Origin of the sequence: Roseateles depolymerans, from assembly GCF_003387155.1 — a bacterium.
In the GTDB taxonomy this organism is placed as follows: Bacteria; Pseudomonadota; Gammaproteobacteria; order Burkholderiales; family Burkholderiaceae_C; genus Roseateles; species Roseateles depolymerans.
Map to the genome: position 1 here is coordinate 20,993 of NZ_QUMT01000006.1, position 22,316 is coordinate 43,308.

The window sequence follows — 22,316 nt, forward strand, 5'->3', positions numbered from 1 at the left end:
TTGCCGTCGGAGCCTCAGGCTCTCAGCACCCCTGGGGGGCGATCAGGCAAATTCCTGCCGCACACCGCGCGAGTGCAGTCGGCGCACGGCCCAGGACAGCCCCAGCGCCATCACGCCGCCCAGCGGTACCAGTGCCAGCATCGGCACTTCATCGGCCATCACGGCCACGGCCACCAGGGCCACCGGCACCAGGCTCACCAGCACCCAGCTGCTGGCCCGCAGCGCCCATTCCAGCCGACGCCACAGCGCATGCCCGGTCACCAGCGCCAAGGCACCCCACAGGCCCAGCGACGCGCCCAGCCACGGCTCCATCCGCCAGACGGCCAACAGCCCTCCGAGCAGACCCAACACCATCAGGCCCAGCCCCAAGAGAGAGACCAGACTGGAACGATGACCGACGCGCAACTCCTGGGGCATGACCGACTCCTGAGGAAAGCACCTGCTTGAGCTTTCCGAACTGCCAAACATGGAACGTCCATCCGCTGCGATGATGATGAGCCGCTCCGATGACAGAATTTTGGCGAAAAGCCCCCTTCTTCGTCTCACCCCCGAAACGGGGAGACGAACCAAAAACCAGTCACTTCCCCGATGAAATGGCGCATCGGCGCCACGATTGCCGTCCCCACCCGCCATGACATCGCGTCCGCCTTCACTTCCCGACGCTTCGCTTCCCGACGTTTCGCTTCCAGGCGGTTCGCCGGAGGCGCCCGCGCCACGGGTGCCCCTGACCCTGCTGCACCTGGACGACCACCTGGCCGTCATCGACAAGCCGGCCGGTCTGCTGGTGCACCGCACCACGCTGGATGCCCACGAGGACGACGCCGCCCTGCAGCGCCTGCGGGATCAGCTCGGCCGACCGGTCTGGCCGGTGCACCGCCTCGACCGGGGTACCTCCGGCGTGCTGGTGTTTGCGCTGCAAGCGGAGGTGGCCAGCCAGCTCGGCGTGGCGCTGTCCGAGCGCCTGACCCACAAGCGCTACCTGGCGCTGGTGCGCGGCTGGCCCGCCCAGGACCGCGGCACGGTCGACCATCCGCTGGCCCGGGATCCCGAGCTGCCATCGGCCGGGCAACCGATGCTGGACGCACAGACCCACTGGGAATGCCTGCAGCGTTTCACCGTGCCGGTGTCCACCCATCCGCAGTTCCCGGACACCCGGCTGAGCCTGCTCGCCTGCGAGCCGGTGCAGGGCCGTCGTCATCAGATCCGGCGACATCTCAAGCACCTGGCCCACCCGATCGTCGGGGATGCCAACCACGGCAAGGGGCCGCTCAACCGCACCCTGGCTGCCCACCTCGGCGTGCAGCGGATGTGGCTGCATGCGCTGACCCTGCGCCTGCAGCATCCGGTGACCGGCGCGCCCCTGACCCTGGAAGCGCCCCCGGGGCCCGAGTGGGCGCGGTGGCTGCCGCCCGCCGCCGCGCGCTGACCTCAGCCGAAGCGCACGCAGTACACCGGCGGCATGGTGTGGGAGACCGCCCGCCAGTGGTCGCCCGCGTCGCCACTGGCCCAGACATTGCCGGTGGTGCTGCCCATCAAGAGACGCCGGCCGTCCCCATGGGCCGCCAGGCCGTGACGGTAGATCAGGTCATAACAATGCTGCTGCGGCAGCCCGGCGCGCAGCGTGTCGAAGGTCTTGCCGCCGTCGCGGGTGCGGTTCACCACCAGCGCGCCTTCCACCGGCAGCCGTCGCTCGTCCTTGACCGCCGGCACCAGCCAGGCGGTCAGCGGGTCGGACGCATGGGCGGCCACCGCAAAGCCGAAGCCGGACACCGGCGGCTTGATCTCCTGCCAGAAGGCGCCGCCGTCCTCGCTGCGCCAGACCCCGTTGTGATGCTGGCACCAGAGCACCTTCGGGTCCGCCTCGCAGGCGACGATGCGGTGCGGGTCCTGGGTGTTTTCCTCACCGGCCTGGTCCGGCGGCATGAAGTCCGCCCGCATGCCCTTGGCGCTGATGTGCCAGCTCGCGCCGCCGTCCCGGCTGCGCCAGGCACCGCCGCATGAAATGCCCAGCAGCACCTCTTGCGGCGCTTTCGGGTCGATGCAGATGGAGTGGACGCCCGGCGCGTCATACCCGCCGCCGAACCAGCCCAGCCGCTCCGGCCGGTGCCACATCGACTCGATCAGCGACCAGCTGTCGCCCTCGTCCTCGCTGACAAACACGCCGCCAGGAATGGTGCCCGCCCAGAGGCGCCCATCGCTGCCGCGCTCCAGCGACCAGATCTGCTGCAGCTTCCAGGCCGGTCCCGGCGCGCCTTCCGGCTGGGTGGGAAAGGCCGGTGCGGGCAGTTCCTGCCAGTGGGCACCGCCGTCTTCAGACGCATGGACCTTGCAGCCGAAGTGGCCCAGGTTCAGCGCGGCGATCAAGCGCCCGCCGGAGGCGGTCGGCGGCAGCACCATGGTGACTGGATCGCCCACGAAATGATGTCGGGCGATGGACCAAGCGTCCCCGTCCCGCTGCTGCAGCTCAAACAGTCCCTTGCGGGTGCCGATCCAGGCTGTGGTCGTCATGATGTCTCCTGTGCGGGTGCCTTCATCCACGTCAGCCGCCGGACAGCGCCTGCAGCACGTAGACCTGGGAGCGCGGTCCCAGCGGGTCGCTCAAGCCTTGCCGGTCGCGGGCCTTCTGTCCGTCGATGAACACCGCCACGTGAGTCCGCAGATGCCCCTGTTCATCCAGGATGTAGCCACGCAGCCGCGGGTTCACCTCGAAGGCGCGGGCCAGCGCGTCGCCAAGGCGGTCGGCGTCGCAGTCCAGGACCGGGGTGTCCACGTAGCGATGAAGCTGGGCGGTGAATTCGAGGTGCGCCATGGGCGGGAATCCTGCGCCGTTTGCAGGTCGGTGAAAAGACGGTGCTCCCCCCGGACTCCAGGGCTTCCTTCGGCCGGAGCACCGGCCGTCCGTGTTCTTGGGGACAATGGGCGCAACCGGACGCTGTGACGCTGCTTGCATGCCTGCTTTCATCCGCGATTCCACCGCCGCTTCCATCCGCGGTTTTATTCCCGCCTCCTCTTCTGCTTCCTTCTGATGCCTTTGCAAGCATCCGGACGCCTCCTACCGTGACTGCCACTTCTTCTTCCAGCCCTGCGACGACTGGGTCGCCCGCTTCGAGCGCCTCCCCGTCTTCCGTCTCTGCCAGCCCTACCGCTCCTGCTGCCCCCACCGCCCGCGACATCCGCAGCGGCATGATCTGCGCCGCGCTGGCCTACACGGCCTGGGGTCTGTTCCCGCTCTACTTCAAGCAGCTGGTGGGTGTGAATGCCATGGAGGTGGTGGCCCACCGCACGGTCTGGTCGCTGGTGTTTGTCGCCGTCGTGCTGACCGTGCTCAGGCGCTGGGGCTGGCTGGGGCCGGTGCTGCGCTCGCCGCGTCTGATCGGCACCTTTGCGTTGTCCGCGCTGCTGCTGTCGGTCAACTGGCTCACTTACGTCTGGGCGGTGCAGCACGGCCATGTGGTGGATGCGAGCCTGGGCTACTTCATCAACCCGCTGGTGAATGTGGCGCTGGGCTTTCTGGTGCTGCGCGAGCGTCTGCGTCCCGGCCAGTGGTTCGCCGTGTCGCTGGCTGCAGCGGGCGTGCTTTGGCTCACCGTCAGCGCCGGTCAACTCCCCTGGATTGCCCTGGTGCTGGCGGTGAGCTTCGGCTTCTACGGCCTGATGCGAAAGACCGCGCCGCTGGGCGCGCTGGAAGGTCTCACGCTGGAGACCCTTCTGCTGGCGCCCGTCGCCGCCGTGGCACTGGCCGTGTGGACCTGGCAGGGCAGCAGCGCGCTGGTGACCGGCACCGGCTCGCAACTGGGCTGGCTGCTGCTGGCCGGACCGATGACGGCGGTGCCGCTGCTGCTGTTCGCCGCCGGCGCACGCCGCATCACCATGACCTTGCTGGGCCTCATGCAATACATCGCGCCCACGCTGCAGTTCGCGCTGGGCGTGTGGCTCTATCACGAGCCTTTGAGCACCGCGCGGCTGGCGGGTTTCGCTTTTATCTGGGCAGCACTGGCGGTGTATTCGCTGGAAGGGCTGTGGCGCTCGCGCCAGCCCAAGTTGTAAACGTTCGGATATCGGGCGCTTTGATGATGGCATCGGTGACGCCATCGGTGATGACAGGTGCGGCTGCATCGGTGACGACGTAGGCGCGCGCTGACACGAGAACCACTGCAAGACCTGCACCGCGCACGCCCGCCCCTGCCTACCATGACTCTGTCTCCCGCAAATCCAGCCACATCGGCCAGAGCAGCGGGCTAGCAACCAACCTAAGGAGTCAAGCCATGAACAAGGACCAAGTGAAGGGCGCTGTGAAGGACGCCGCCGGCAAGGTGCAACAGAAGACCGGTGAAGTCATCGGTAGCGAAGAGCAGCAAGCCAAGGGCCTGGCCAAGCAGGCTGAAGGCAAGGTGCAAAAGTCCTTCGGCGACGCCAAGGAAGTGGTCAAGGACGCCAACAAGCGCTGAGCGCTTGAGCCGGGGAGCGGCTTTCTCTCCCTGAGCCCTTGAACAAGGACAAGCGCGGCCTGGCCGCGCTTTTTCTTTGATCGCCCCTCTGTGTCATCGGGCCCACGATGCCAACAGCTGGTTGCAATGCGCCACTGGGGGCATCCGGGCACCACCCCCTCCTTCAGGCATGATGCGCGCCGGGAGGAAGTGACATGCGCCTGATCGATGCGGCGTGCAGTGAAATCAAGACCACCGGCACCCTGACGCGTGCCGGCTTCTGGGCGCGCCAGTGCGTGCTCATCCCCTTCGTCGCGTGGATCGTGATGACGGGGCTCAAGACGGTGATGGCATGGCCCGCCCTGCTCGTGGCCCTGGTGCTGCTCGTCTCCAGTTGGGGCCGGCGCCTGCATGACCGCGGTCATTCGGCGTGGTGGCTGCTGGTCGCCCTGGTTCCCGGACTAGGCCTGCTGATCCTGCTGGTGGAATGCGGCCTGCGCGGCAGTTCCATGGCGTCGGCCCGCTTCCAGCCGACGCGTGCCGTGGACTACCTCAGCGTGCTGCCCCACATGCCCTGACGGGCAGACGCCGGTGCACGCCTGGCCGGCAGACAGGCACACCGGCATACCGGCATACCGGCATACCGGCATACCGATGCTTCGCGACGGAGCCTGATGCATCAAGTCAGGCGCTGCGACTCGCATTCTCAGCGAATTGCCGATGGCTGACCCACCCGATGGGCGCCAGCATGGCAGCCCATGCCGGAGCTGCCATCCATGTGCCACGACGACCATTTCCGCCCCTCGGAGTACACCGCCGCATTGCTGCGGCAGTTGTGGACACGACCGCCCTGCACCGGCCGCGTGCTGGAGCTGGGCACCGGCAGTGGCGTGGTGCTCACTGCGCTGGCGCAGGCGGGCGCTCGCGAGGTGGTGGGCGTGGACATCGAAAACGACGCGGTGCAGCGCACACGCGAACTGCTGCAGTCGCTGGGCCTCTCGTCGGCCTCGGTACTGCAAGGCGATCTGTGGGATCCGGTCGGCACGCAGCCGTTTGACCTGATCGTCTTCAATCCCCCTCAGCTGCCGGTGCAGGGTGACGCGCCGCCGTCGCCGCGGCTGCGCAGCTGGAGCGATGGCGGCCCGCAGGGACGCCGCGTGCTGGACCGTTTCCTGGAAGGACTTCCGCTGCGGCTCACGCGCGAGGGACGTGCCCTGATCACCCACAGCAGCTTTCTCGATGCGGACCGCACGCGCGTCCATCTGGACCGCTGCGGACTCCAGGCCCAGGTCTGCCAGACCGTGACGGTGCTGATGCCGCCCTGCAAACTCGAGGTGCTGCCGCCGGGATGGGCGGATCATCACGAAGGCCGCGGGCTGCGAAGGCTCGGACCCTATCTCTTCTCGGATTTCGATGTGCTGGAGATCCGCCACGCAGCGGCCGGGTGATCCGATGGCCCAAGGTGCGCACCCGCTGCGGCCCCGAAGGAACGGCGGGTCGCGCCGCGCTGGCCTGCTGGTGGCCTCGCTGCTGATGGCCACGCTGGCCCTGCTGCCCTGCCCGGCCTGGAGCGCAGCCGCCCTCGACCGAACCGCCCCGCTGGCGGGCGTGCGCGTCCAGGACCCCGGCGATCCCTGCGATCCTGACCTCGACATCCTCGATCGCATCCGCTGCCGAAAGGAAATCCGCATTGGTGTGCGGTCGGACTATCCCCCGTTCGGCCGCTCCACGCCTGACGGGCCACAGGGCTTCGAACCCGCGCTGGCCCGGCTGCTGGCAGAGCGCATGGGCGTGGACGTCCGCTTCGTGGAGGTCAGCGCCGCAGACCGCATGGTGGTGCTTGGCGAGGACCGTGTGGACGCGCTGATCGCCACCACCGGCCACACGCTGCAGCGGGACGAGCAGGCCCTGTTTGTACGCCCGCATTACTACGAATCCTCCACCGTGGTGGTGGGCCCCAGGCAGTCCGACCTGCATGCGCTGCGCAGCCTCGATGCCCTGGCCGGCCGCACCGTGTGCGTGACCATCGGCAATTCGACGAATGCGGAACTGGCGGTCCACGGCGCACGCCTGATGCTGTTCGGCAGCGCGGGGCGCCTGGTGGAGAAGATCCGCAATGGCACCTGCCCGCTGGCAGCGCATGACGACAGCCTGCTGCTGCCGGTGCTGCCGCCCGGCCACGAGGTCAAGCTTTCATTCGCGCCACTGCCCTGGGGCATTGTGGTGAACCGGCGCAGCGACACGCTGGCGCGGTGGCTGGCCACTGAGCTACGCTGGCTGCATCGGGACGGCACGCTGATGCGACTCGCCCGGACGTATGGCGTGGTGACGCCCTGGCTGGCAGCGCAGCAGGTGCGATGGTCGGCGCCGCCTTGCAGCGCGGCCTCGGCGCCGGATGTCGCCGCCTGCCTGGATCCACCGCGGGACAACCGGCTGGCCCCGACACGCATCGCTGGCGCGGCCCAGGCCGTGGAGCGCTGGCTGCAGACGCATCTGGACGTGGAGGTCACCCTGGCCATGCTCAAGACCCAGATCGCCCTGCAGCTGTTCCTGGACGGCGTCGGCTATTCGCTGGCACTGGTGGCAGGGGCGGTTTTGGCAACGGTGTTGATCGCCATGGGCTTCGGAGCGGGGCTGTCGGCGCGGAGGGCCGTGCTGCGATGGCCGCTGTCCTGCGCGCTGCTGGTGATGCAGTCCACGCCCATGGTGCTGTTCATGTCCGCCGCCGGCATGCTGCTGAGCAGCCTGGGCATGGTCACGCCGATGAAGGCCTGGGCAGTCGCCGTCGTGGTGCTGGGCCTGTTCAATGGCAGCAATGCCGGACAAGCGGTGGCCGAAGCCCGGCGCGACCTGCGCGAGAGCGGCCGGCCCAGCGGCCTGATGGCGGCGGCTTTGCAGGCGCGGGCGCAGTTGGCGTCCTTCGCGGCGAATGCCACGCGGGGCAGCCCGGTGGCGTCGCTGATCGGCGTGCCGGAACTGCTGGCGGCGCAGACGGACATTGCGTCCTTCTCCGCCGAATCGACCACCACGTTTGGACTGCTGCTGGTGTTCTACATGGCACTGGTGTCGCTGGTGGTGATGCTGCTCAACCGGCTGCAGGCGCGTTTGCAACCGGTGGCGTGACCGTGCGGGGCTGTGTCCAGACGGTGGCTGGACCGCGGCAGGGATGCAACCCGCTCACGCGCCTGCAACGACGCCAAGACAGGCCTGAAGTGATTCAAGGAGGAAGACATGTCGATGACGCTGATCCGGTTCCTGCCGGACTTCGCCCCCCACTTCCTGCAGGCTCTGGGGGTCAACCTGACGGTCGCGGCGCATGCGATGAGCGTGGGGTTCCCCGTTGGTGTGGCCCTGGGCGTGGCCCAGTTGCCGATGCAAACATCCATGAGCACGACTCTGGATGAACGGACGGGTGGAGCGAGCAAGGCAGGGACGGCGCAGGCGCAGGGCGGGCACGTGGCACGCGTGGCGCATGGCGCGCATCGGGCAAAAGCGGCGCATGGGGCGCATGAAACACATGAGGCGCATGAGGCGCGTGGAGCAGTAGCGGCATCGCTGCTGCGGGTCGGCGCGGGCTTGGCCCGCGTCTTGACCGCGCTGCTGCGCGCCGCCCCCGCGTTTGTTGTGATGTACGTGCTGCTGCACGCCATGCCGCCCCAATGGGGCATCGGTCCCGAGGCGGCCGTTGCGCTGGCCCTGGCGTTTTATGCGGCCGCTTATGTGGCCGACACCCTGCAGCCGGCCGTCCAGGACTGGCGCATCGGCGGCACCGCCGGGGCGCAGCTCTTTCTCACCGGGCTCGTGCGCTGTTTCTTCGTGATGGTGCTGTCCAGCGGCTTCGGCGCTGCCGTGGGGGTGGTGGAAGCCACCGCCGTCACGCTCCGTGCGCTCGAGCAGTTGCCCACCACCGCCGACCGGCTGGGCCTGATGGCCTGCGTGGTGCTGGTGTTCATCGCACTGCGACAGGCGGTCCAGGCCGGCATGGCCGCGCTGCGCCGCTGGATCCCGGCGCGTGCGCCTCGCCCGCGACCCTGAGTCTCGCGGCACTTCTCAAGCCCCACTGCCCTGTGCAGGCTACATATGCGGCCTCAGATGCTCCAATCGGTCCCGGGCAATCTGGTCTCGCCCCTTGCGGTTGAACACCGACTCCACCAGACGGAACAGATGCCGCCCCAGCCAGCCGGGCTTGCGTCCGCGCGCCACGCCCAGCTCCAGCCAGCCCAGCCAGTGCAGCGCCAGGCCCATCACCAGTCCGTCGATGAAGCCGGTCAGTGACTGCAGCGTGCCGACCGCCGAGACGGAGGCCAGCACGAACAGCGCCGGCGCCCAATAGGCATCGACGATGCCGGCCAGCGTGGCGGGCAGATGGGCGTAGAGCCAGGGCGTGCCGCTCTTGCTCCACTCCACCGCGAGCGTGTGCACCGGCAGGTCGGTCCCGCTGCGTCGCGGAAAGTCCCCCGCATCGGACACCAGCGTCTGGCCCTTGTGGATCTCCTCCATGGCCTGCAGCAGGGCATAGAGCACCGCCGGATGGATGTCCTTGCGCACCACCACGTTCACGGTGGCGGCCACCAGCGCCACATCCGAGGGCGGCACCGGCGCACGCAGGTCCAGGGCCCCACGGATCAGGGTCGCCGGTTTCAGGTAGTCCAGGTTGCGGGCAATGCTCAGGTGATCAGCAAAGCTCACCATGCGCAGGTCCGGATGCGCCGCCAGCCGCGCCACCAGCGGGTTGTTGGGCGCCACCATAAAGAAACCAGCGTCGTATTGCCCCATGAGCAAGGCCTCGGCGGCCTGCCTCAGCGAGCTGTGGGTGAAGCTGGTGTTGTCCGGTGTGACGCCATAACGCTGCAGCACATCGGCCGTCGCCTGCGCAGTGGCGCTGCTGCGCTGGGGCAGCACCAGGCGAAGGCCCGCGAGCTGCGCCAGCGAGGTCGGCGGCGGCAGGCTGCGCCGCATGAAGAGAAACAGCGGCTGCATCTCGACCGCACCGACCGAAAACACCTCGGGATGATCCGCCGCCCTGAGCCGCTGCGCGGTGAAGCCGATCTGCACCTGCGCGTCCGGCGCTTCCAGCCGGTCGATGATGTGCAGGCTGTCCTCCTGGTTGCGCACCTCCACCCGAAAACCGCGGGCCTGCATCATGCCGGCGTAGGCCCGCGCATGCGTGTCGAAGGAGCCGCCCACCGGTCCTGCCTGGATCACCACCTGGGCCGGCGGCATCACCTGCTCCAGCCGTCCCTCCCACAGCCACCACACGGCGGCCAGCACCAGCAGCACGCCCACACTCATGCGCGACATTCCCGACTCCCGCCACTGCGCCACCATCGGCGTGGCTCGATCATGGCGAGTGGGTGGGCGTTGGAAAGGCCTGGGGGCACGATCGCGGCGTTTTGGAAGCGCAATATCCGCAGCATGCTGAGCGCAGCGCGGGATGTCCCAGCGTCAGCGTTGCGCGCGACCGACGTCCTGCCGGGCGGCTCGCTGCAGACGTAAAAAAGCGCCGCGGCCCGAAGGCGGCGGCGCCAAGGTCATCCCAAAGGACAACAGCGGATCCGTTGCAGATCAGTGGCGGATCAGTTTCGGATGAGGTGATCAAAGGCCGACAGGGCCGCCTTCGCACCATCACCGGCCGCGATGATGATCTGCTTGTAGGGCACGGTGGTCGCATCCCCGGCGGCGAACACACCGGGCACCGAAGTCTGGCCCTTGGCATCCACGATGATCTCGCCGTGCTTGGACAGTTCCACCACACCGCGCAGCCACTCGGTGTTGGGCACCAGGCCGATCTGCACAAACACGCCTTCCAGTTCAATGCGGCGGGCTTCGCCGGTCGCGCGGTCGGTGTAGTTCAGGCCGTTGAGCTTGCCGCCTGCGCCGGTGAACTCGGTGGTCTGCGCCTGCTTGATGATGGTGACGTTGGACAGGCTCTCCAGCTTCTTCACCAGCACCGCATCGGCACGCAACTGGTCACCGAACTCCAGCAGCGTCACATGGGCCACCAGACCGGCCAGGTCGATGGCGGCTTCCACGCCGGAGTTGCCGCCGCCGATCACCGCCACGCGCTTGCCCTTGAACAGCGGGCCGTCGCAGTGCGGGCAGTAGGCCACACCCTTGTTCTTGTATTCCTCTTCGCCCGGCACATTCACATTGCGCCAGCGGGCGCCGGTCGACAGGATCACGGTCTTGCTCTTGAGCGAGGCCCCGTTGGCCAGTTGCACCTCGATCAGGCCGCCCGGCGTCGCCGACGGGATCAGCTTGTCGGCGCGCTGCAGGTTCATCACGTCCACGCCGTAGTCCTTCACATGGGACTCCAGCGCCATGGCGAACTTGGGACCGTCGGTGGACAGCACCGAGATGTAGTTCTCGATGGCCAGCGTGTCGTTGACCTGACCGCCGAAGCGCTCGGCCGCCACACCGGTGCGGATGCCCTTGCGAGCGGCATACACCGCGGCCGCAGCACCGGCCGGGCCACCACCCACCACCAGCACGTCAAAGGCTTCCTTGGACGACAGCTTGGCTGCGTCCTTGGCACCGGCGTTGGTGTCCAGCTTGGCGACGATCTCTTCCACCGTCATGCGGCCCGAGCCGAAGTGCGAGCCGTTCAGGTAGACCGCCGGCACCGCCATGATTTCGCGGGCATTGACCTCGTCCTGGAACAGGCCGCCGTCGATGATCACGGTCTTGACGCGGGGGTTCAGCACCGCCATGAGCGACAGGGCCTGCACCACGTCCGGGCAGTTGTGGCAGGACAGGGACATGTACACCTCGAAGGCGTAGTCGCCGTCCAGGCCCTTGACCTGGTCGATGGTGGACTGCTCCACCTTGGGCGGATGGCCGCCGGTCCACAGCAGGGCCAGCACCAGGGAGGTGAACTCGTGGCCCAGCGGGATGCCGGCAAAGCGCAGGCTTTGCTCGGTGCCGGTGCGCTTGAGGCTGAACGACGGGCGGCGGGCATCGTTGCCGTCCAGCTTCAGGGTGATCTTGTCGGACATCGCGTCGATGTCCTGCAGCAGCTGCTTGAGCTGCGCCGAGCTCTCAGAGTCGTTCAGCGAGGCCTCGATCTCGAACGGAAGCGTCACCCGCTCCAGGTAGGCCTTGAGCTGCGCCTTCAGGTTGTCGTCCAACATCGTTACTTCCTTTCTTGCTTGTCTTGTTCAAGCGCTAAGCGACTTTGAGAACCGGCCTCCCCGGATCATTCCGATCCTTTTGAATGATCACGGGGCGGCCAGCATCCCACCCGCAAGCCCCGAGGGCCCGCGAGTGTTGCATTGGCAAAGATTGGGTGAGGAGCATCCTCAACCGAATCCGGCGGGGGCAGGCGTTAGATCTTGCCGACCAGATCCAGCGACGGGGTCAGGGTCTTCTCGCCGTCGTTCCACTTGGCGGGGCAGACCTGGCCCGGGTGCTCGGCCACGTACTTGGCAGCCTTGACCTTGCGCAGGGTTTCCTTGACGTCACGGGCGATGGCGTTGTCGTGCACTTCAGCGGTCTTGATCACGCCTTCCGGGTTGATCACGAACGTGCCGCGCAGGGCCAGGCCTTCTTCCGGGATGTGCACGCCGAAGGCGTTGGTCAGGGCGTGGGTCGGGTCACCGATCAGGGGGAACTTGGCCTTGCCGACGGCCGGCGAGGTTTCGTGCCACACCTTGTGCGAGAAGTGGGTGTCGGTGGTGACGATGTAGACCTCGGCGCCCAGCTTCTGGAACTCGGCGTAGTTGTCAGCGGCGTCTTCGACTTCGGTCGGGCAGTTGAAGGTGAAGGCGGCCGGCATGAAGATCAGCACAGACCACTTGCCCTTGAGCGACTCTTCCGTCACTTCAATGAACTTGCCGTTGTGGAAGGCTTGTGCCTTGAAGGGTTGCACTTGGGTATTGATCAGGGACATCTCTCGTCTCGCTGTTGGGTTGATGGGATGGAGAGATCATAGGGGCGCATCCCTATTGGCGGAGTTGAATTCCCCAATGAGGCCTATTGTCCCAGGCTATTGACGAAGACCATTGATTTGCGTCATCTCATAGTCATCATTGATAGGCCAGGAGCGGCGGAAGTTCAAGCCGTTCGCGCACCGAGTACCGTGCGCCGCGCGGGCGCGCAGCGCTACTGATCCGCTGAGCCTCGCCCGCCCCCTCAGCCTCAGATCTCTTCCAGCGCCAGCAACTCCTCCACCGTTTGGCGCCGGCGGATCAGGCGGGCCTCGCCGCCCTCCACCATCACCTCGGCGATCAGCGGGCGGCTGTTGTAGTTGCTGGACATGGACGCGCCATAGGCGCCCGTGTCATGGATCACCAGCAGGTCGCCCACCTGCGCCTGCGGCAGTTCGCGCGTGAGCACCACGCCGCCGTCGCCCTGGGTGAACACGTCGCCGCTTTCGCACAGCGGGCCGGCGACGACCGTCGGCTGCGTCGGGCGAGTGGCGCCGTCGGCGGGAATCAGGTCCATCGCATGGAAGCTGCCATACATGGCGGGCCGCATCAGTTCGTTGAAGCCGGCATCCACCAGCAGGAAATGCTGCGTCCCCTGCTGCTTGACGGCACGGACCTCCGCCAGCAGCATGCCGGATTCCGCCACCAGGTACCGGCCCGGCTCGATTTCCAGCGACAGCGCGTGGCCGATCACCGCCTGCGCTTGCTGCCGGGCGGTGTCCCAGAGGCTGAAATAGTGGGCCGGGTCGATCCGGTCCTCGCCCGCCTTGTAGGGAATCGACAGGCCGCCGCCCGCCGAAATGGCGCTGAGGTCCATGCCGGCGTCCCGCACCTGCCCGACCAGCGACACCATCGCGCCGCAGACCTGCGCCAGATGCCCGTAGTCCACGCCCGAGCCAATGTGCATGTGCAGGCCGATGAGGCGCAGCCCATGGGTGCGGATGGCCGCCAGCGCCTGCGGCAACTGCTCGTGCCAGATGCCGTGCTTGCTGTGCTCGCCGCCGGTGTTGGTCTTGTTGCTGTGGCCGTGGCCGAAGCCGGGGTTCAGCCGCAGCCAGACGGGATGACCGGGGGAGACCGCGCCCAGTTGGCCCAGCATGTCGATGGAGCCCGCATTGACCGGCACCTGGTGCTCGGCCACCAGGCGCAGGGTGTCGCGGTCCAGCAGGTCGGCGGTGAAGACGATGTCCGAGTGGACCGCGTCCGCGCCCGTGCCCACGGTGTAGCCCGCCGTCAGGGCCCGCAGGACTTCGCCGCGCGAAACGGCGTCTACCTTCACGCCCAGGCTGCGCATCAGGCGCAGCACGTGGGTGTTGGAGCAGGCTTTCTGGGCGAAGCGCACCACGTCGAATGGCTGGAGGGCGGCTGCCCGGTCGCGGATGACTTCGGCGTCATAGACCCACAGCGGGGTGCCGAAGCGCTGGGTCAGCGCCTGGAGGAAACGGGCGCGGTCGGGAGTGAGGGCTTGCGGCATGGTCGATGAGGCTGAGAGGCGGGGGATGGAGAGGGGGACGATTGGCAAAGCATGGCGCAACGCCGGCATTCATTCAAATGCTTTATCTTCACCGCATCATTCATGCTTGATATGCTGACGGGATGCCGCTGTCCCACCGCCACATCGAAATCTTCCGCGCCGTCATGACCGCAGGCAGCGTCACCGGGGCCGCGTCCTTGTTGTTCACCTCCCAGCCCACCATCAGCCGGGAGCTGGCCCGCATGGAAAGCCTGCTGGGTTACCCGCTGTTCGAGCGGGGTCCCGGGCGCGTGCGGCCCACGGCTCGCGCGCTGGCGCTGTTTGAGGAAGTGCAGCGGGTCTATCAGGGGCTGGACCAGGTGGTCGCTCGCGCTCAGGCGCTTGGGCGAGCGGAGACGGAGCGGCTGGAAGTGCTGACCTTGCCTGCACTGGCCCAGGCGCTGCTGCCGGCGGCGAGTGCCCGCTGGCTGGCGCGGCATCCCCATGCCTCGCTGTCGCTGACGCCGCAGGACTCCCCGCTGCTGGAAGAATGGATGAGTGCGCAGCGGTTTGATTTGGGACTGGGGGAAGGATCAGGGCACGGTCAGGCGGGCGTCCGGTCCCCACGCGATGCGGGTGTCGGCGTGCCGGGAACCCAGGTGGAGACGCTTGCGGAACTGGACGAAGTGTGCGTACTGCCGGTGGATCATCCCCTCGCCTCCAAAGCGGTGCTGGAGCCTCGTGACTTCGAGGGCCAGCCCTTCGTGAGCCTGTCCGCTGACGATCCCTACCGCCGTCAGTTCGATGCCATCTTCCAGGCGGCCCAGGTGCAGCGGCGCATGCAGATCGAGACCCACAGTGCCATGGCGGTGTGCGCGCTGGTCCAGCAAGGGCTGGGCATTGCGCTGGTCAATCCGTTGACGGCCTGGGCCTGCGCTACCCAGGTGCCGGGCGCGGCTGCGCAGCGACCGCCGCGGCGGCAGATCGACCCAGGCAAGGGCGCAGCCTCCGCATCACCTGCCGTCATGACACCGGCAGCCGCCCTTACCGGGGGAGCGGGCCTGGTGGTGCGGCGGTTTTCCGTCTCGGTGCCCTTTCGCATCCAGGTGCTGCGTCCGCTGCACCGCCCGACGCAGGCGCTGGCGGAGGACTTCATCGCAGCCGTCAGGGAGGTGCTCATCGAAGTGGCGCAGCCTCCTGCACCCGCTCCCTGACCCTCGCGAAAGCGTTCTGATCGTGGGAACCCGTGAGGGCCGCAAGCCGGCGGCCGTCCCGGACCACCGGCAGCACCGAGCAGCACCGCCCGGCCAAGTCTTGACTACCAGGCCCTTACTTGTTCGCGACTGCCCGCACTTCCGCCACATTCAGGAAGCGCTGACGCACCGAGCGCTCGATGCCCGCAGCATCCAGACCGATCTGCGACATCAGCTTGCCGGGTTCCCCGTGCTCGACGTAAAGGTCCGGCAAGCCCAGCTGCAACACCGGCAGGCTGAAGCCCTGCGCCTGCAGGCTTTCCATGACGGCGCTGCCAGCGCCCCCCATGATGCAGCCGTCCTCGATCGTCACCAGTGCGTCGTGGGTGCGGGCCAGCTCGGCCACCAGCTCCGTGTCCAGCGGCTTGGCAAAACGCATGTTGGCCACGCTGGCGTCCAGCGCTTCCGCTGCCTTCAGCGCCGGATACAGCAGCGTGCCAAAGGCCAGGATGGCAATGCGCGGAGCCCCATCGCCATGGGTCTGCGGCTGCGCCGAGTGGCGGCGCATTTCGCCCTTGCCCCACGGCAGCGCCACCATTTCCTTGGCGATCGGCTCGCCCACCCCGGCTCCACGCGGATAACGCACCGTCACCGGTCCGTTGTGCAGGTGCCCGGTGTAGAGCGCACGGCGGCATTCATTCTCGTCCGACGGCGTCAGCACGCTCATGTTGGGAATGCAGCGGGTGAAGGCGATGTCGTAGTTGCCGGCATGGGTGGCGCCGTCCGCGCCCACCAGGCCGGCACGGTCCAGGGCGAACAGCACCGGCAGGTTCTGCAGGGCCACGTCATGGATCAGCTGGTCGTAGCCGCGCTGCAGGAAGGTCGAATAAATCGCCACCACAGGCTTGAGCCCCTCGCAGGCCAGGCCGGCGGCGAAGGTCACCGCATGCTGCTCGGCAATGCCCACATCGTAATAGCGGGTCGGGAAGCGCTTGTGGAACTCCACCATGCCCGAGCCTTCCCGCATGGCCGGCGTGATGCCCACCAGCTTCGGATCGGCCTCGGCCATATCGCACAACCAGTCGCCAAAGACCTGGGTGAAGGTCTTTTTGGGCGGGGTGGTCGCCGGCTTGATGCCCTCGGCCGGGTTGAAGGGGGTCGGCCCGTGATACTTCACCGGGTCCGCTTCCGCCAGCTTGTAGCCCTGGCCCTTGCGGGTGACCACGTGCAGGAACTGCGGCCCCTTCTTGTCACGCAGGTTCTCCAGCGTGGGAATCAGCGAGTCCAGGTCATGCCCGTCGATCGGGCCGACATAGTTGAAGCCGAACTCTTCGAAGATCGTGCCGGGCACGAACATGCCCTTGGTGTGCTCCTCGAAGCGCCGCGCGAATTCATACAGCGGCGTGTGCTTGAGGACCGACTTGGCGCCTTCGCGGGCCGCCGCGTAGAACTTGCCGCTCATCAAGCGGGTGAAATACTTGTTCAGCGCGCCCACGGGCGGGCTGATCGACATGTCGTTGTCGTTCAGGATCACCAGCACATCGCCCAGCAGCCCGCCATGGGCCACACCGGCGTTGTTCAGCGCCTCGAAGGCCATGCCGGCGGTCATGGCACCGTCGCCGATGATGGCCACGGCACGGCGGCTCTCGCCCTTGATCCGGGCCGCCATCGCCATGCCATGGGCGGCGGAGATGGAGGTGCTGGAGTGGGCAGTGCCGAAGGTGTCGTATTCGCTCTCGTCGCGACGCGGGAAGCCCGAGATGCCGCCCTGCTGGCGCAGCGTGGACATCGCGTCGCGCCGGCCGGTCAGGATCTTGTGCGGATAGGTCTGGTGACCCACGTCCCACACCAGGCGGTCTCGCGGGGTGTCGTAGACGTAGTGCAGGGCAATCGTCAGCTCGACCGTGCCCAGATTCGACGACAGATGGCCGCCCGTCTTGGACACGCTGTCCAGCACATGGCTGCGCACTTCGTCGGCCAGTTGCGGCAGCTGGCTGCGGGAGAGACGGCGCACGTCGGCCGGGCTGTCGATCGTGCTGAGCAGCGGCAGCGGGTTCACAGGGGTGTCACTCATGACCGGACCTTTTCAGTTGTCTCGTTCAACGACCTTGTCAGCCAGCAGGCTGAGCCAGGCGGTGTCGGCCAGTCCGCTTGCGGCCAGGGCCTTGTGGGCCTGGTCGCGCAGCTGGAGCGCGTAAGCGCGGGCGGCCTCCAGGCCGAGCACACTCACATAGGTGGGTTTGTTGCAATCCTGATCCTTGCCGGCGGTCTTGCCCAGCACTTCCGAGTCCTGGGTGACGTCAAGGATGTCGTCCACCACCTGGAAAGCCAGGCCGATGGCGGCGCCGTAAGCGCTGAGGGAGGACCAGGCCTGCTCGCTGATGTCGCCACAGGCGGCGCCCATCAGCACGCTGGCCTGCAGCAGCACGCCGGTCTTGCGGCGGTGCATGTCGCGCAGTTGCGCCTCATCCAACGGCTTGCCAACACTGGCCAGGTCGATGGCCTGGCCGCCGGCCATGCCGTCGTAGCCGCTCGCGCGGGCGAGCAGGCGGCACAGGCGCGCCTGCAGGGCCGGGGCCACGCCAGTGTCGGGCGTCAGCACGTCGAAGGCCAGCGCCTGCATGGCGTCGCCGGCCAGCATGGCCTGCGCCTCGCCGAATTTCACATGCAGCGTGGGCTTGCCCCGGCGCAGCACGTCGTTGTCCATGCACGGCATGTCGTCATGGGCCAGCGAGTAGGCATGGATCAGCTCCACCGCGCAGGCGGCGCGCATGGCGGCCTCGCGTTCGCCGCCCACCGCCTCGGCGGCGGCCAGCACCAGCAGCGGGCGCAGACGCTTGCCTGCGCCCAGCACCGCATAACGCATGGCCTCACCGAGCCCCGCCGGGGCGCTCTCGGGCACCCAGGTCTCCAGCGCGGTCTCAACGTCGAGCAACGCTCGCTTCATCCAATGATCGAACACACCTGCATCCACTTATGCTTCTCCCCAAGGCCGCATTTCGCCACCGTCCAGCGCTTGTACTTGTTGTTCAACGACTTGCAGACGCGCCCGGCAGAACTTCAGCAATTCCGCCCCCCGCTGGTAACTGGCCAGCAGTTGATCCAGGGGCAGTTGGCCGGCCTCCATGGACTGGATCAGCCGCTCGAGCTCCTCCACGGCCAGTTCATAACTGGCAGGCTCCGGCCCGACCGGAAGGCCGTCGTCAGGCTGCGATGCCGAACTGGCACGGGTCTGGTCGCTTGCGGAAGGCTTGCTCATTTCAAAACGCGAAAAAACTGATTGTAAGCATCCCACCCACGGGGTCTCAGGTCAGACCTCTGGGGGATATGCATGGACACCACAGCCGATATTTCGACCGGTGGCGGGGTGGTGACAAGGGCGCCCATCGCCCCTGAACCGCGCCCCGGATCGTGCCGGGATCGCCCCATTGTGGCGCAGGCAAGGTGGGGGCGAGGTGGGCGCGAAGGGGGCAAGAAGCGCGCCCGCAGCGTGGCCGCATCGCAGGTACCGCCTGCGCGGGACGGGCCGAGCCGGCGCGGGTACAATTCCCGGTTCCCCTTTGCGGCGCATCGCCCCTTTGTCGCCCACCCCTTGTCGCCCACGGTCCTGCGGGTCCGCGGCTGGCCCTGGTTTGACTTTTCGTTGAACCACAAGTCGTTTGGGATGGCGGGTGGCACGCTGCATTTTGTCCTTCACGTCCAACATTCCGGCTTACCCGATCCTGGGGGGTGGCCGGTCACGGTTGACATTGGTTTCTTGGAGACCCTCTTGGATCATGTCCGACCTGAGCATCCCTCTCAGCGCCCTTGAACGCAGCACGGCCCCCTCTGTCACCCAGCTGCCAGTCACTTCCTACTTCGACGAGGACCTGTTCCGCCGGGAACAGGAACTGATCTTCCAGCATGGTCCCCGCTACCTGGGGCACGCGCTTGCCGTGCCCGAGGTCGGCGACTACTACGCCCTGCCCCAGGAAGGCGAAGGCCGCGCGCTGGTGCGCCGCGCCGACGGCCCGCAGGGGGTGGAGCTCATCTCCAACATCTGCCGCCACCGTCAGGCGGTGATGTTGCGAGGCCGCGGCAATACCCGCAGCAACATCGTCTGCCCGCTGCACCGCTGGACCTACGACCTCAAGGGCGAGCTGGTGGGCGCGCCCCACTTCAAGCAGGACCCCTGTCTGCACCTGAACCGCTACGGCGTGCGGGAATGGAACGGCCTCCTGTTCGAGGACAACGGCCGCGACATTGCCGCGGACCTTGCCCACCTGGGCCCGCGGGGCGCCCTGGACTTCACCGGCTACCAGCTGGACCGCATCCATGTGCATGAGTGCGACTACAACTGGAAGACCTTCATCGAGGTCTATCTGGAGGACTATCACGTCGGTCCGTTCCACCCGGGCCTCGGGCATTTCGTGACCTGTGAAGACCTGGCCTGGGAATTTGCGCGTGACTACTCCGTCCAGACGGTCGGCGTGAACAAGGCGCTGACCAAGCCCGGGTCCGCCGTGTACGAGAAGTGGCATCAGCAGGTGCTGGGCTTCAACCAGGGCCAGGCCCCTGCGCAAGGCGCGATCTGGCTGACCTACTACCCCAACATCATGGTGGAGTGGTACCCGAACGTGCTGGTGATCTCCACGCTGTTCCCGCGCGGTCCGCAGAAGACGACCAACATCGTCGAGTTCTACTACCCCGAGGAAATCGTCGCGTTCGAGCGCGAGTTCGTCGACGCCCAGCAGGCGGCCTACATGGAGACCTGCGTGGAAGACGACGAGATCGCGCTGCGCATGGACGCCGGCCGCAAGGCCCTGATGGAGCGTGGGGACAACGAGGTCGGCCCCTACCAGTCGCCCATGGAAGACGGCATGAAGCACTTCCATGAGTGGTACCGGGGCTTGATGAAGCGCTGAACCCGCTCCGCGGTCCGGCGCTTGCCCCCACCCGCCTGATCCGCAGACCGCCCCGCCCTGCCCCGCTTCGGCAGACGCACCACGCCCCGCCCTCGCGGGGCGTTTGTTTTTGGGCAGAGAATCAGCGGCATGTCTGCTCCTCTTCTGATGGTGCTGGCGACACTGCTGTTCGCCACCATGGGCCTGTGCGTCAAAGTGGCCTCGCTCCATTTCGGCTACACCGCTGGCGAGATCGTGATGTATCGCGGCCTCGTTGGCACGCTGGCGCTGTTCACCCTGGCCCGGTCCCAGGGCCTGAGTCTGAAGACCAAGGTGCCGGCCATGCACTTCTGGCGCAGTCTCTCGGGGGTGATCGCCCTGTCGCTGTGGTTCTACGCCATCAGCAAGCTGCCGCTGGCCACCGCCATGACGCTCAACTACATGTCCTCCATCTGGATGGCCCTGTTCCTGATTGGCGGGGCGGTGATGATGGGCGGGGCGCGGGTGGACCCGCGGCTGATCACCACGGTGCTGATCGGCTTCGTCGGTGTGGCCCTGGTGCTGCGACCCAGCATGAGTGAAGACCAGTTCTGGCACGGCCTGGCGGGCCTGGCCTCCGGGATGTTGTCCGCCATGGCCTACCTGCAGGTCACCGCGCTGGGCCGGGTCGGGGAGCCGGAATACCGGGTGGTGTTCTATTTCTCGATGGGCGGTGCGGTCGCAGGGGCGCTGGTCAGCCTGGCCACCGCCGGCGGCTGGCATGGCCATACCTGGACCGGTGCAGCACTGCTGCTGGCCGTCGGGGTGCTGGCCACCGGCGCCCAGTTGCTCATGACCCGCGCCTACAGCATCGGCAAACCGCTGGTGAATGCATCGCTGCAATACCTGGGGATCGTGTTCTCCGCGCTCTACAGCGTGCTGATCTTCCAGGACCTGCTGCCCTGGACCGCCTGGGTCGGCATCGGCCTGATCGTGGTGGCCGGCCTGGGGGCAACCCTGCTGCGGGCTCGCAATACGCCGCAGGATGAGCAACACTCGGTGAGTGAATCCTGAAGCCTGAACTGTCCCGACCATGACCGACGCCGCTTCCCCCCGCCAGACCAGCCTGATCGATGCCCCCACCCTGCGGACCCTGTTGGCGGCTCAGCCGGCACCGCTGGTGATCGACGTCCGGTTCGACCTGTCCAACACGGACCTGGGGGAATCCCAGCATGCGGCGGGTCACATTCCCGGGGCGCACTACCTTCATCTGGATCGGGACCTGAGCGGCCCGCGGCAGCAGGGCGATCAATTCTTCGGTCGCCATCCGCTGCCGGACCGGGACCGCTTTGCCGCGCTGATGCGGCGCCTGGGCCTGCAGCCGGGCCAACAGGTCGTGGCCTACGACGCTGCGGACGGCATGTACGCGGCCCGGCTCTGGTGGATGCTGCGCTGGCTGGGTCATGACGCGGTCGCGGTGCTGGACGGCGGCTTCGCAGCCTGGCAGGCGGCGGGCGGGGCCATCAGCACGCAGGCCCCGACGATCCCCCAGCCAGGGACCTTCGAAGCCGGCTCAGCCCTGGAGCAGCCTTGGTCCAAGCAGGACCTGCTCGCGCAGCTGGGCCGGGTGCGGCTGGTGGATGCCCGTGCGGGCGAGCGTTTCCGTGGGGAGGTGGAACCGCTGGACCGCCAGGCGGGCCACATTCCTGGCGCGAGCCACCGCTTCTTCAAGACCAATCTGGGCGCCGACGGGCGCTTCCGTCCCGCCGCCGAGCTGAAAGCGGAATTCGAGCAGTTGCTGGGCGAGTTCTCCGCCAGCGACACGGTGCATCAGTGCGGGTCCGGGGTCACCGCCTGCCACAACCTGCTGGCGATGCACCATGCGGGGCTGCCGGGCAGCCGCTTGTATCCCGGCTCCTGGAGCGAATGGAGCGCCGACCCGCGCATGCCCCTTGCGCGTGGGTGAACGCGTTTAACGCACCACCAGCACCGGAAACTGGCAGTGGCTCAGCACCTTCTGGGTTTCACTGCCCAGCAGCAGCGCGGTGAAGCCTTTGCGCCCGTGCGAGCCCATCACCAGCAGGTCCGCCTGGACCTGGCCGGCGTATTCGATGATGGCTTCCCAGGCGTGCAGCGCCTCCATGCTCTGCGTCTGCACCGCCAGCCCCGCCGCCTTCGCCGCTTCCGCGACATGGCTCAGCCGCTCCTGCGCGATGCGCTCCTGGGCGTCGAAGAACTCCTGCGGCGGCGTGGGCTGCATTTCGGACACCGCGCTGTAGGGAAACGGCTCCTTCACGCTGACCGCAAACAACTGAGCCCCATGCACCTGGGCCAGTTTCACAGCGGTTTCGACAGCCTTGGCGGTGATGTCGGAACCATCGGTCGGGACGAGGATGCGTTGGAACATGGCGGGCCTCCTGGATCAGGAAAGGTCGTGGACACGAGCCGGAGTCTGG

The 22,316-nt window shown here is 67.4% G+C and carries 22 protein-coding genes; 11 read left to right on the forward strand and 11 right to left on the reverse strand.

Translation table 11 applies throughout. The features are described 5' to 3' along the window. Positions 1–42: 42 nt before the first annotated feature. Positions 43–417, reverse strand: a complete 375-nt coding sequence (locus DES44_RS22055) for a hypothetical protein (RefSeq protein ID WP_058934484.1) — start codon at positions 415–417, stop codon at positions 43–45. A 301-nt stretch (positions 418–718) separates the two neighbouring features. Between DES44_RS22055 and DES44_RS22060 the strand changes: the two genes are divergently transcribed. Next, positions 719–1,426, forward strand: a complete 708-nt coding sequence (locus DES44_RS22060; RefSeq protein ID WP_058934483.1) for a pseudouridine synthase — start codon at positions 719–721, stop codon at positions 1,424–1,426. A 2-nt stretch (positions 1,427–1,428) separates the two neighbouring features. Here the strand turns inward: DES44_RS22060 and DES44_RS22065 are convergent, their stop codons facing one another. Together DES44_RS22065 and DES44_RS22070 are read right to left on the reverse strand one after the other, a co-directional pair. Continuing rightward, positions 1,429–2,508, reverse strand: a complete 1,080-nt coding sequence (locus DES44_RS22065; RefSeq protein WP_058937296.1) for a WD40/YVTN/BNR-like repeat-containing protein — start codon at positions 2,506–2,508, stop codon at positions 1,429–1,431. A 31-nt stretch (positions 2,509–2,539) separates the two neighbouring features. Next, positions 2,540–2,809, reverse strand: coding sequence for a ubiquitin family protein (locus tag DES44_RS22070; protein ID WP_058934482.1), 270 nt, complete (start codon positions 2,807–2,809; stop codon positions 2,540–2,542). A gap of 362 nt (positions 2,810–3,171) precedes the next feature. Between DES44_RS22070 and rarD the strand changes: the two genes are divergently transcribed. The 6 genes from rarD (at position 3,172) to DES44_RS22100 (ending at position 8,462) form a co-directional block, all read left to right on the forward strand. Next, on the forward strand, positions 3,172–4,047 hold the full coding sequence (rarD, locus tag DES44_RS22075; RefSeq protein ID WP_058937295.1) for an EamA family transporter RarD: 876 nt from the start codon (positions 3,172–3,174) through the stop codon (positions 4,045–4,047). 218 nt (positions 4,048–4,265) lie between these two features. Continuing rightward, entirely contained in the window at positions 4,266–4,448 is a 183-nt protein-coding gene (locus tag DES44_RS22080; protein WP_058934481.1) for a CsbD family protein, read from the forward strand. A gap of 194 nt (positions 4,449–4,642) precedes the next feature. Then, a complete protein-coding gene (locus tag DES44_RS22085; protein WP_058934480.1) occupies positions 4,643–5,005 on the forward strand; it encodes a DUF805 domain-containing protein in 363 nt (120 codons plus the stop codon). Positions 5,006–5,203: 198 nt separating this feature from the next. Further along, positions 5,204–5,875: a HemK2/MTQ2 family protein methyltransferase gene (locus DES44_RS22090; protein ID WP_211326949.1), complete on the forward strand. Its 672-nt coding sequence runs from the start codon at positions 5,204–5,206 to the stop codon at positions 5,873–5,875. 4 nt (positions 5,876–5,879) lie between these two features. Continuing rightward, on the forward strand, positions 5,880–7,550 hold the full coding sequence (locus tag DES44_RS22095) for a transporter substrate-binding domain-containing protein (RefSeq protein WP_058934478.1): 1,671 nt from the start codon (positions 5,880–5,882) through the stop codon (positions 7,548–7,550). A gap of 108 nt (positions 7,551–7,658) precedes the next feature. Then, the gene (locus DES44_RS22100; protein WP_058934477.1) at positions 7,659–8,462 is read left to right on the forward strand and encodes a hypothetical protein; all 804 of its coding nucleotides are present in this window, start codon (positions 7,659–7,661) and stop codon (positions 8,460–8,462) included. A 39-nt stretch (positions 8,463–8,501) separates the two neighbouring features. Here the strand turns inward: DES44_RS22100 and DES44_RS22105 are convergent, their stop codons facing one another. The 4 genes from DES44_RS22105 to lysA all read right to left on the reverse strand — a co-directional run bounded on the left by DES44_RS22105 (position 8,502) and on the right by lysA (position 13,826). Next, the gene (locus DES44_RS22105; RefSeq protein ID WP_170156727.1) at positions 8,502–9,728 is read right to left on the reverse strand and encodes a TAXI family TRAP transporter solute-binding subunit; all 1,227 of its coding nucleotides are present in this window, start codon (positions 9,726–9,728) and stop codon (positions 8,502–8,504) included. Positions 9,729–10,003: 275 nt separating this feature from the next. Then, on the reverse strand, positions 10,004–11,557 hold the full coding sequence (ahpF, locus tag DES44_RS22110) for an alkyl hydroperoxide reductase subunit F (RefSeq protein WP_058934475.1): 1,554 nt from the start codon (positions 11,555–11,557) through the stop codon (positions 10,004–10,006). Positions 11,558–11,751: 194 nt separating this feature from the next. Continuing rightward, the gene (gene ahpC, locus DES44_RS22115) at positions 11,752–12,315 is read right to left on the reverse strand and encodes an alkyl hydroperoxide reductase subunit C (RefSeq protein WP_058934474.1); all 564 of its coding nucleotides are present in this window, start codon (positions 12,313–12,315) and stop codon (positions 11,752–11,754) included. Between the two features lie 248 nt (positions 12,316–12,563). Further along, positions 12,564–13,826, reverse strand: coding sequence for a diaminopimelate decarboxylase (gene lysA / locus DES44_RS22120; RefSeq protein WP_058934473.1), 1,263 nt, complete (start codon positions 13,824–13,826; stop codon positions 12,564–12,566). A 122-nt stretch (positions 13,827–13,948) separates the two neighbouring features. On the opposite strand from lysA, the gene DES44_RS22125 reads away from it, so the two are divergent. After that, positions 13,949–15,019, forward strand: a complete 1,071-nt coding sequence (locus tag DES44_RS22125) for a LysR family transcriptional regulator (protein ID WP_058934472.1) — start codon at positions 13,949–13,951, stop codon at positions 15,017–15,019. Positions 15,020–15,134: 115 nt separating this feature from the next. Here DES44_RS22125 and dxs read toward each other — a convergent pair whose 3' ends face one another. The 3 genes from dxs to xseB are packed head-to-tail and all read right to left on the reverse strand — an operon-like array spanning position 15,135 to position 18,257. After that, a complete protein-coding gene (gene dxs / locus DES44_RS22130; RefSeq protein WP_058934471.1) occupies positions 15,135–17,072 on the reverse strand; it encodes a 1-deoxy-D-xylulose-5-phosphate synthase in 1,938 nt (645 codons plus the stop codon). A 12-nt stretch (positions 17,073–17,084) separates the two neighbouring features. Continuing rightward, positions 17,085–17,945 carry a polyprenyl synthetase family protein gene (locus tag DES44_RS22135; RefSeq protein WP_058937294.1) on the reverse strand — a complete coding sequence of 287 codons (861 nt, stop codon included), beginning with the start codon at positions 17,943–17,945 and terminating at the stop codon, positions 17,085–17,087. A 27-nt stretch (positions 17,946–17,972) separates the two neighbouring features. After that, positions 17,973–18,257 carry an exodeoxyribonuclease VII small subunit gene (gene xseB, locus DES44_RS22140; RefSeq protein WP_083525457.1) on the reverse strand — a complete coding sequence of 95 codons (285 nt, stop codon included), beginning with the start codon at positions 18,255–18,257 and terminating at the stop codon, positions 17,973–17,975. Between the two features lie 517 nt (positions 18,258–18,774). On the opposite strand from xseB, the gene DES44_RS22145 reads away from it, so the two are divergent. The 3 genes from DES44_RS22145 to DES44_RS22155 all read left to right on the forward strand — a co-directional run bounded on the left by DES44_RS22145 (position 18,775) and on the right by DES44_RS22155 (position 21,826). Then, the gene (locus tag DES44_RS22145; protein ID WP_058934470.1) at positions 18,775–19,902 is read left to right on the forward strand and encodes an aromatic ring-hydroxylating oxygenase subunit alpha; all 1,128 of its coding nucleotides are present in this window, start codon (positions 18,775–18,777) and stop codon (positions 19,900–19,902) included. Positions 19,903–20,031: 129 nt separating this feature from the next. After that, the gene (locus DES44_RS22150; protein ID WP_058934469.1) at positions 20,032–20,934 is read left to right on the forward strand and encodes a DMT family transporter; all 903 of its coding nucleotides are present in this window, start codon (positions 20,032–20,034) and stop codon (positions 20,932–20,934) included. 19 nt (positions 20,935–20,953) lie between these two features. Beyond that, positions 20,954–21,826 carry a sulfurtransferase gene (locus DES44_RS22155; RefSeq protein ID WP_058934468.1) on the forward strand — a complete coding sequence of 291 codons (873 nt, stop codon included), beginning with the start codon at positions 20,954–20,956 and terminating at the stop codon, positions 21,824–21,826. Between the two features lie 6 nt (positions 21,827–21,832). On the opposite strand, the gene DES44_RS22160 is transcribed toward DES44_RS22155, so the two are convergent. Further along, positions 21,833–22,267 carry a universal stress protein gene (locus tag DES44_RS22160; protein ID WP_058934467.1) on the reverse strand — a complete coding sequence of 145 codons (435 nt, stop codon included), beginning with the start codon at positions 22,265–22,267 and terminating at the stop codon, positions 21,833–21,835. Between the last annotated feature and the right edge of the window lie 49 nt (positions 22,268–22,316).

What these genes read in the sequence shown, in the direction of transcription:
- DES44_RS22055 (WP_058934484.1), bottom strand. Translation starts at nt 417, where the DNA reads ATGCCCCAGGAGTTGCGCGTCGGTCATCGTTCCAGTCTGGTCTCTCTC.
- DES44_RS22100 (WP_058934477.1), top strand. Translation starts at nt 7,659, where the DNA reads ATGTCGATGACGCTGATCCGGTTCCTGCCGGACTTCGCCCCCCACTTC.
- xseB (WP_083525457.1), bottom strand. Translation starts at nt 18,257, where the DNA reads ATGAGCAAGCCTTCCGCAAGCGACCAGACCCGTGCCAGTTCGGCATCG.
- DES44_RS22080 (WP_058934481.1), top strand. Translation starts at nt 4,266, where the DNA reads ATGAACAAGGACCAAGTGAAGGGCGCTGTGAAGGACGCCGCCGGCAAG.
- lysA (WP_058934473.1), bottom strand. Translation starts at nt 13,826, where the DNA reads ATGCCGCAAGCCCTCACTCCCGACCGCGCCCGTTTCCTCCAGGCGCTG.
- DES44_RS22090 (WP_211326949.1), top strand. Translation starts at nt 5,204, where the DNA reads ATGTGCCACGACGACCATTTCCGCCCCTCGGAGTACACCGCCGCATTG.
- ahpC (WP_058934474.1), bottom strand. Translation starts at nt 12,315, where the DNA reads ATGTCCCTGATCAATACCCAAGTGCAACCCTTCAAGGCACAAGCCTTC.
- DES44_RS22150 (WP_058934469.1), top strand. Translation starts at nt 20,032, where the DNA reads ATGTCTGCTCCTCTTCTGATGGTGCTGGCGACACTGCTGTTCGCCACC.
- DES44_RS22155 (WP_058934468.1), top strand. Translation starts at nt 20,954, where the DNA reads ATGACCGACGCCGCTTCCCCCCGCCAGACCAGCCTGATCGATGCCCCC.
- DES44_RS22085 (WP_058934480.1), top strand. Translation starts at nt 4,643, where the DNA reads ATGCGCCTGATCGATGCGGCGTGCAGTGAAATCAAGACCACCGGCACC.
- dxs (WP_058934471.1), bottom strand. Translation starts at nt 17,072, where the DNA reads ATGAGTGACACCCCTGTGAACCCGCTGCCGCTGCTCAGCACGATCGAC.
- DES44_RS22070 (WP_058934482.1), bottom strand. Translation starts at nt 2,809, where the DNA reads ATGGCGCACCTCGAATTCACCGCCCAGCTTCATCGCTACGTGGACACC.
- DES44_RS22125 (WP_058934472.1), top strand. Translation starts at nt 13,949, where the DNA reads ATGCCGCTGTCCCACCGCCACATCGAAATCTTCCGCGCCGTCATGACC.
- ahpF (WP_058934475.1), bottom strand. Translation starts at nt 11,557, where the DNA reads ATGTTGGACGACAACCTGAAGGCGCAGCTCAAGGCCTACCTGGAGCGG.
- DES44_RS22135 (WP_058937294.1), bottom strand. Translation starts at nt 17,945, where the DNA reads ATGAAGCGAGCGTTGCTCGACGTTGAGACCGCGCTGGAGACCTGGGTG.
- DES44_RS22145 (WP_058934470.1), top strand. Translation starts at nt 18,775, where the DNA reads ATGTCCGACCTGAGCATCCCTCTCAGCGCCCTTGAACGCAGCACGGCC.
- DES44_RS22105 (WP_170156727.1), bottom strand. Translation starts at nt 9,728, where the DNA reads ATGTCGCGCATGAGTGTGGGCGTGCTGCTGGTGCTGGCCGCCGTGTGG.
- DES44_RS22065 (WP_058937296.1), bottom strand. Translation starts at nt 2,508, where the DNA reads ATGACGACCACAGCCTGGATCGGCACCCGCAAGGGACTGTTTGAGCTG.
- DES44_RS22095 (WP_058934478.1), top strand. Translation starts at nt 5,880, where the DNA reads ATGGCCCAAGGTGCGCACCCGCTGCGGCCCCGAAGGAACGGCGGGTCG.
- DES44_RS22160 (WP_058934467.1), bottom strand. Translation starts at nt 22,267, where the DNA reads ATGTTCCAACGCATCCTCGTCCCGACCGATGGTTCCGACATCACCGCC.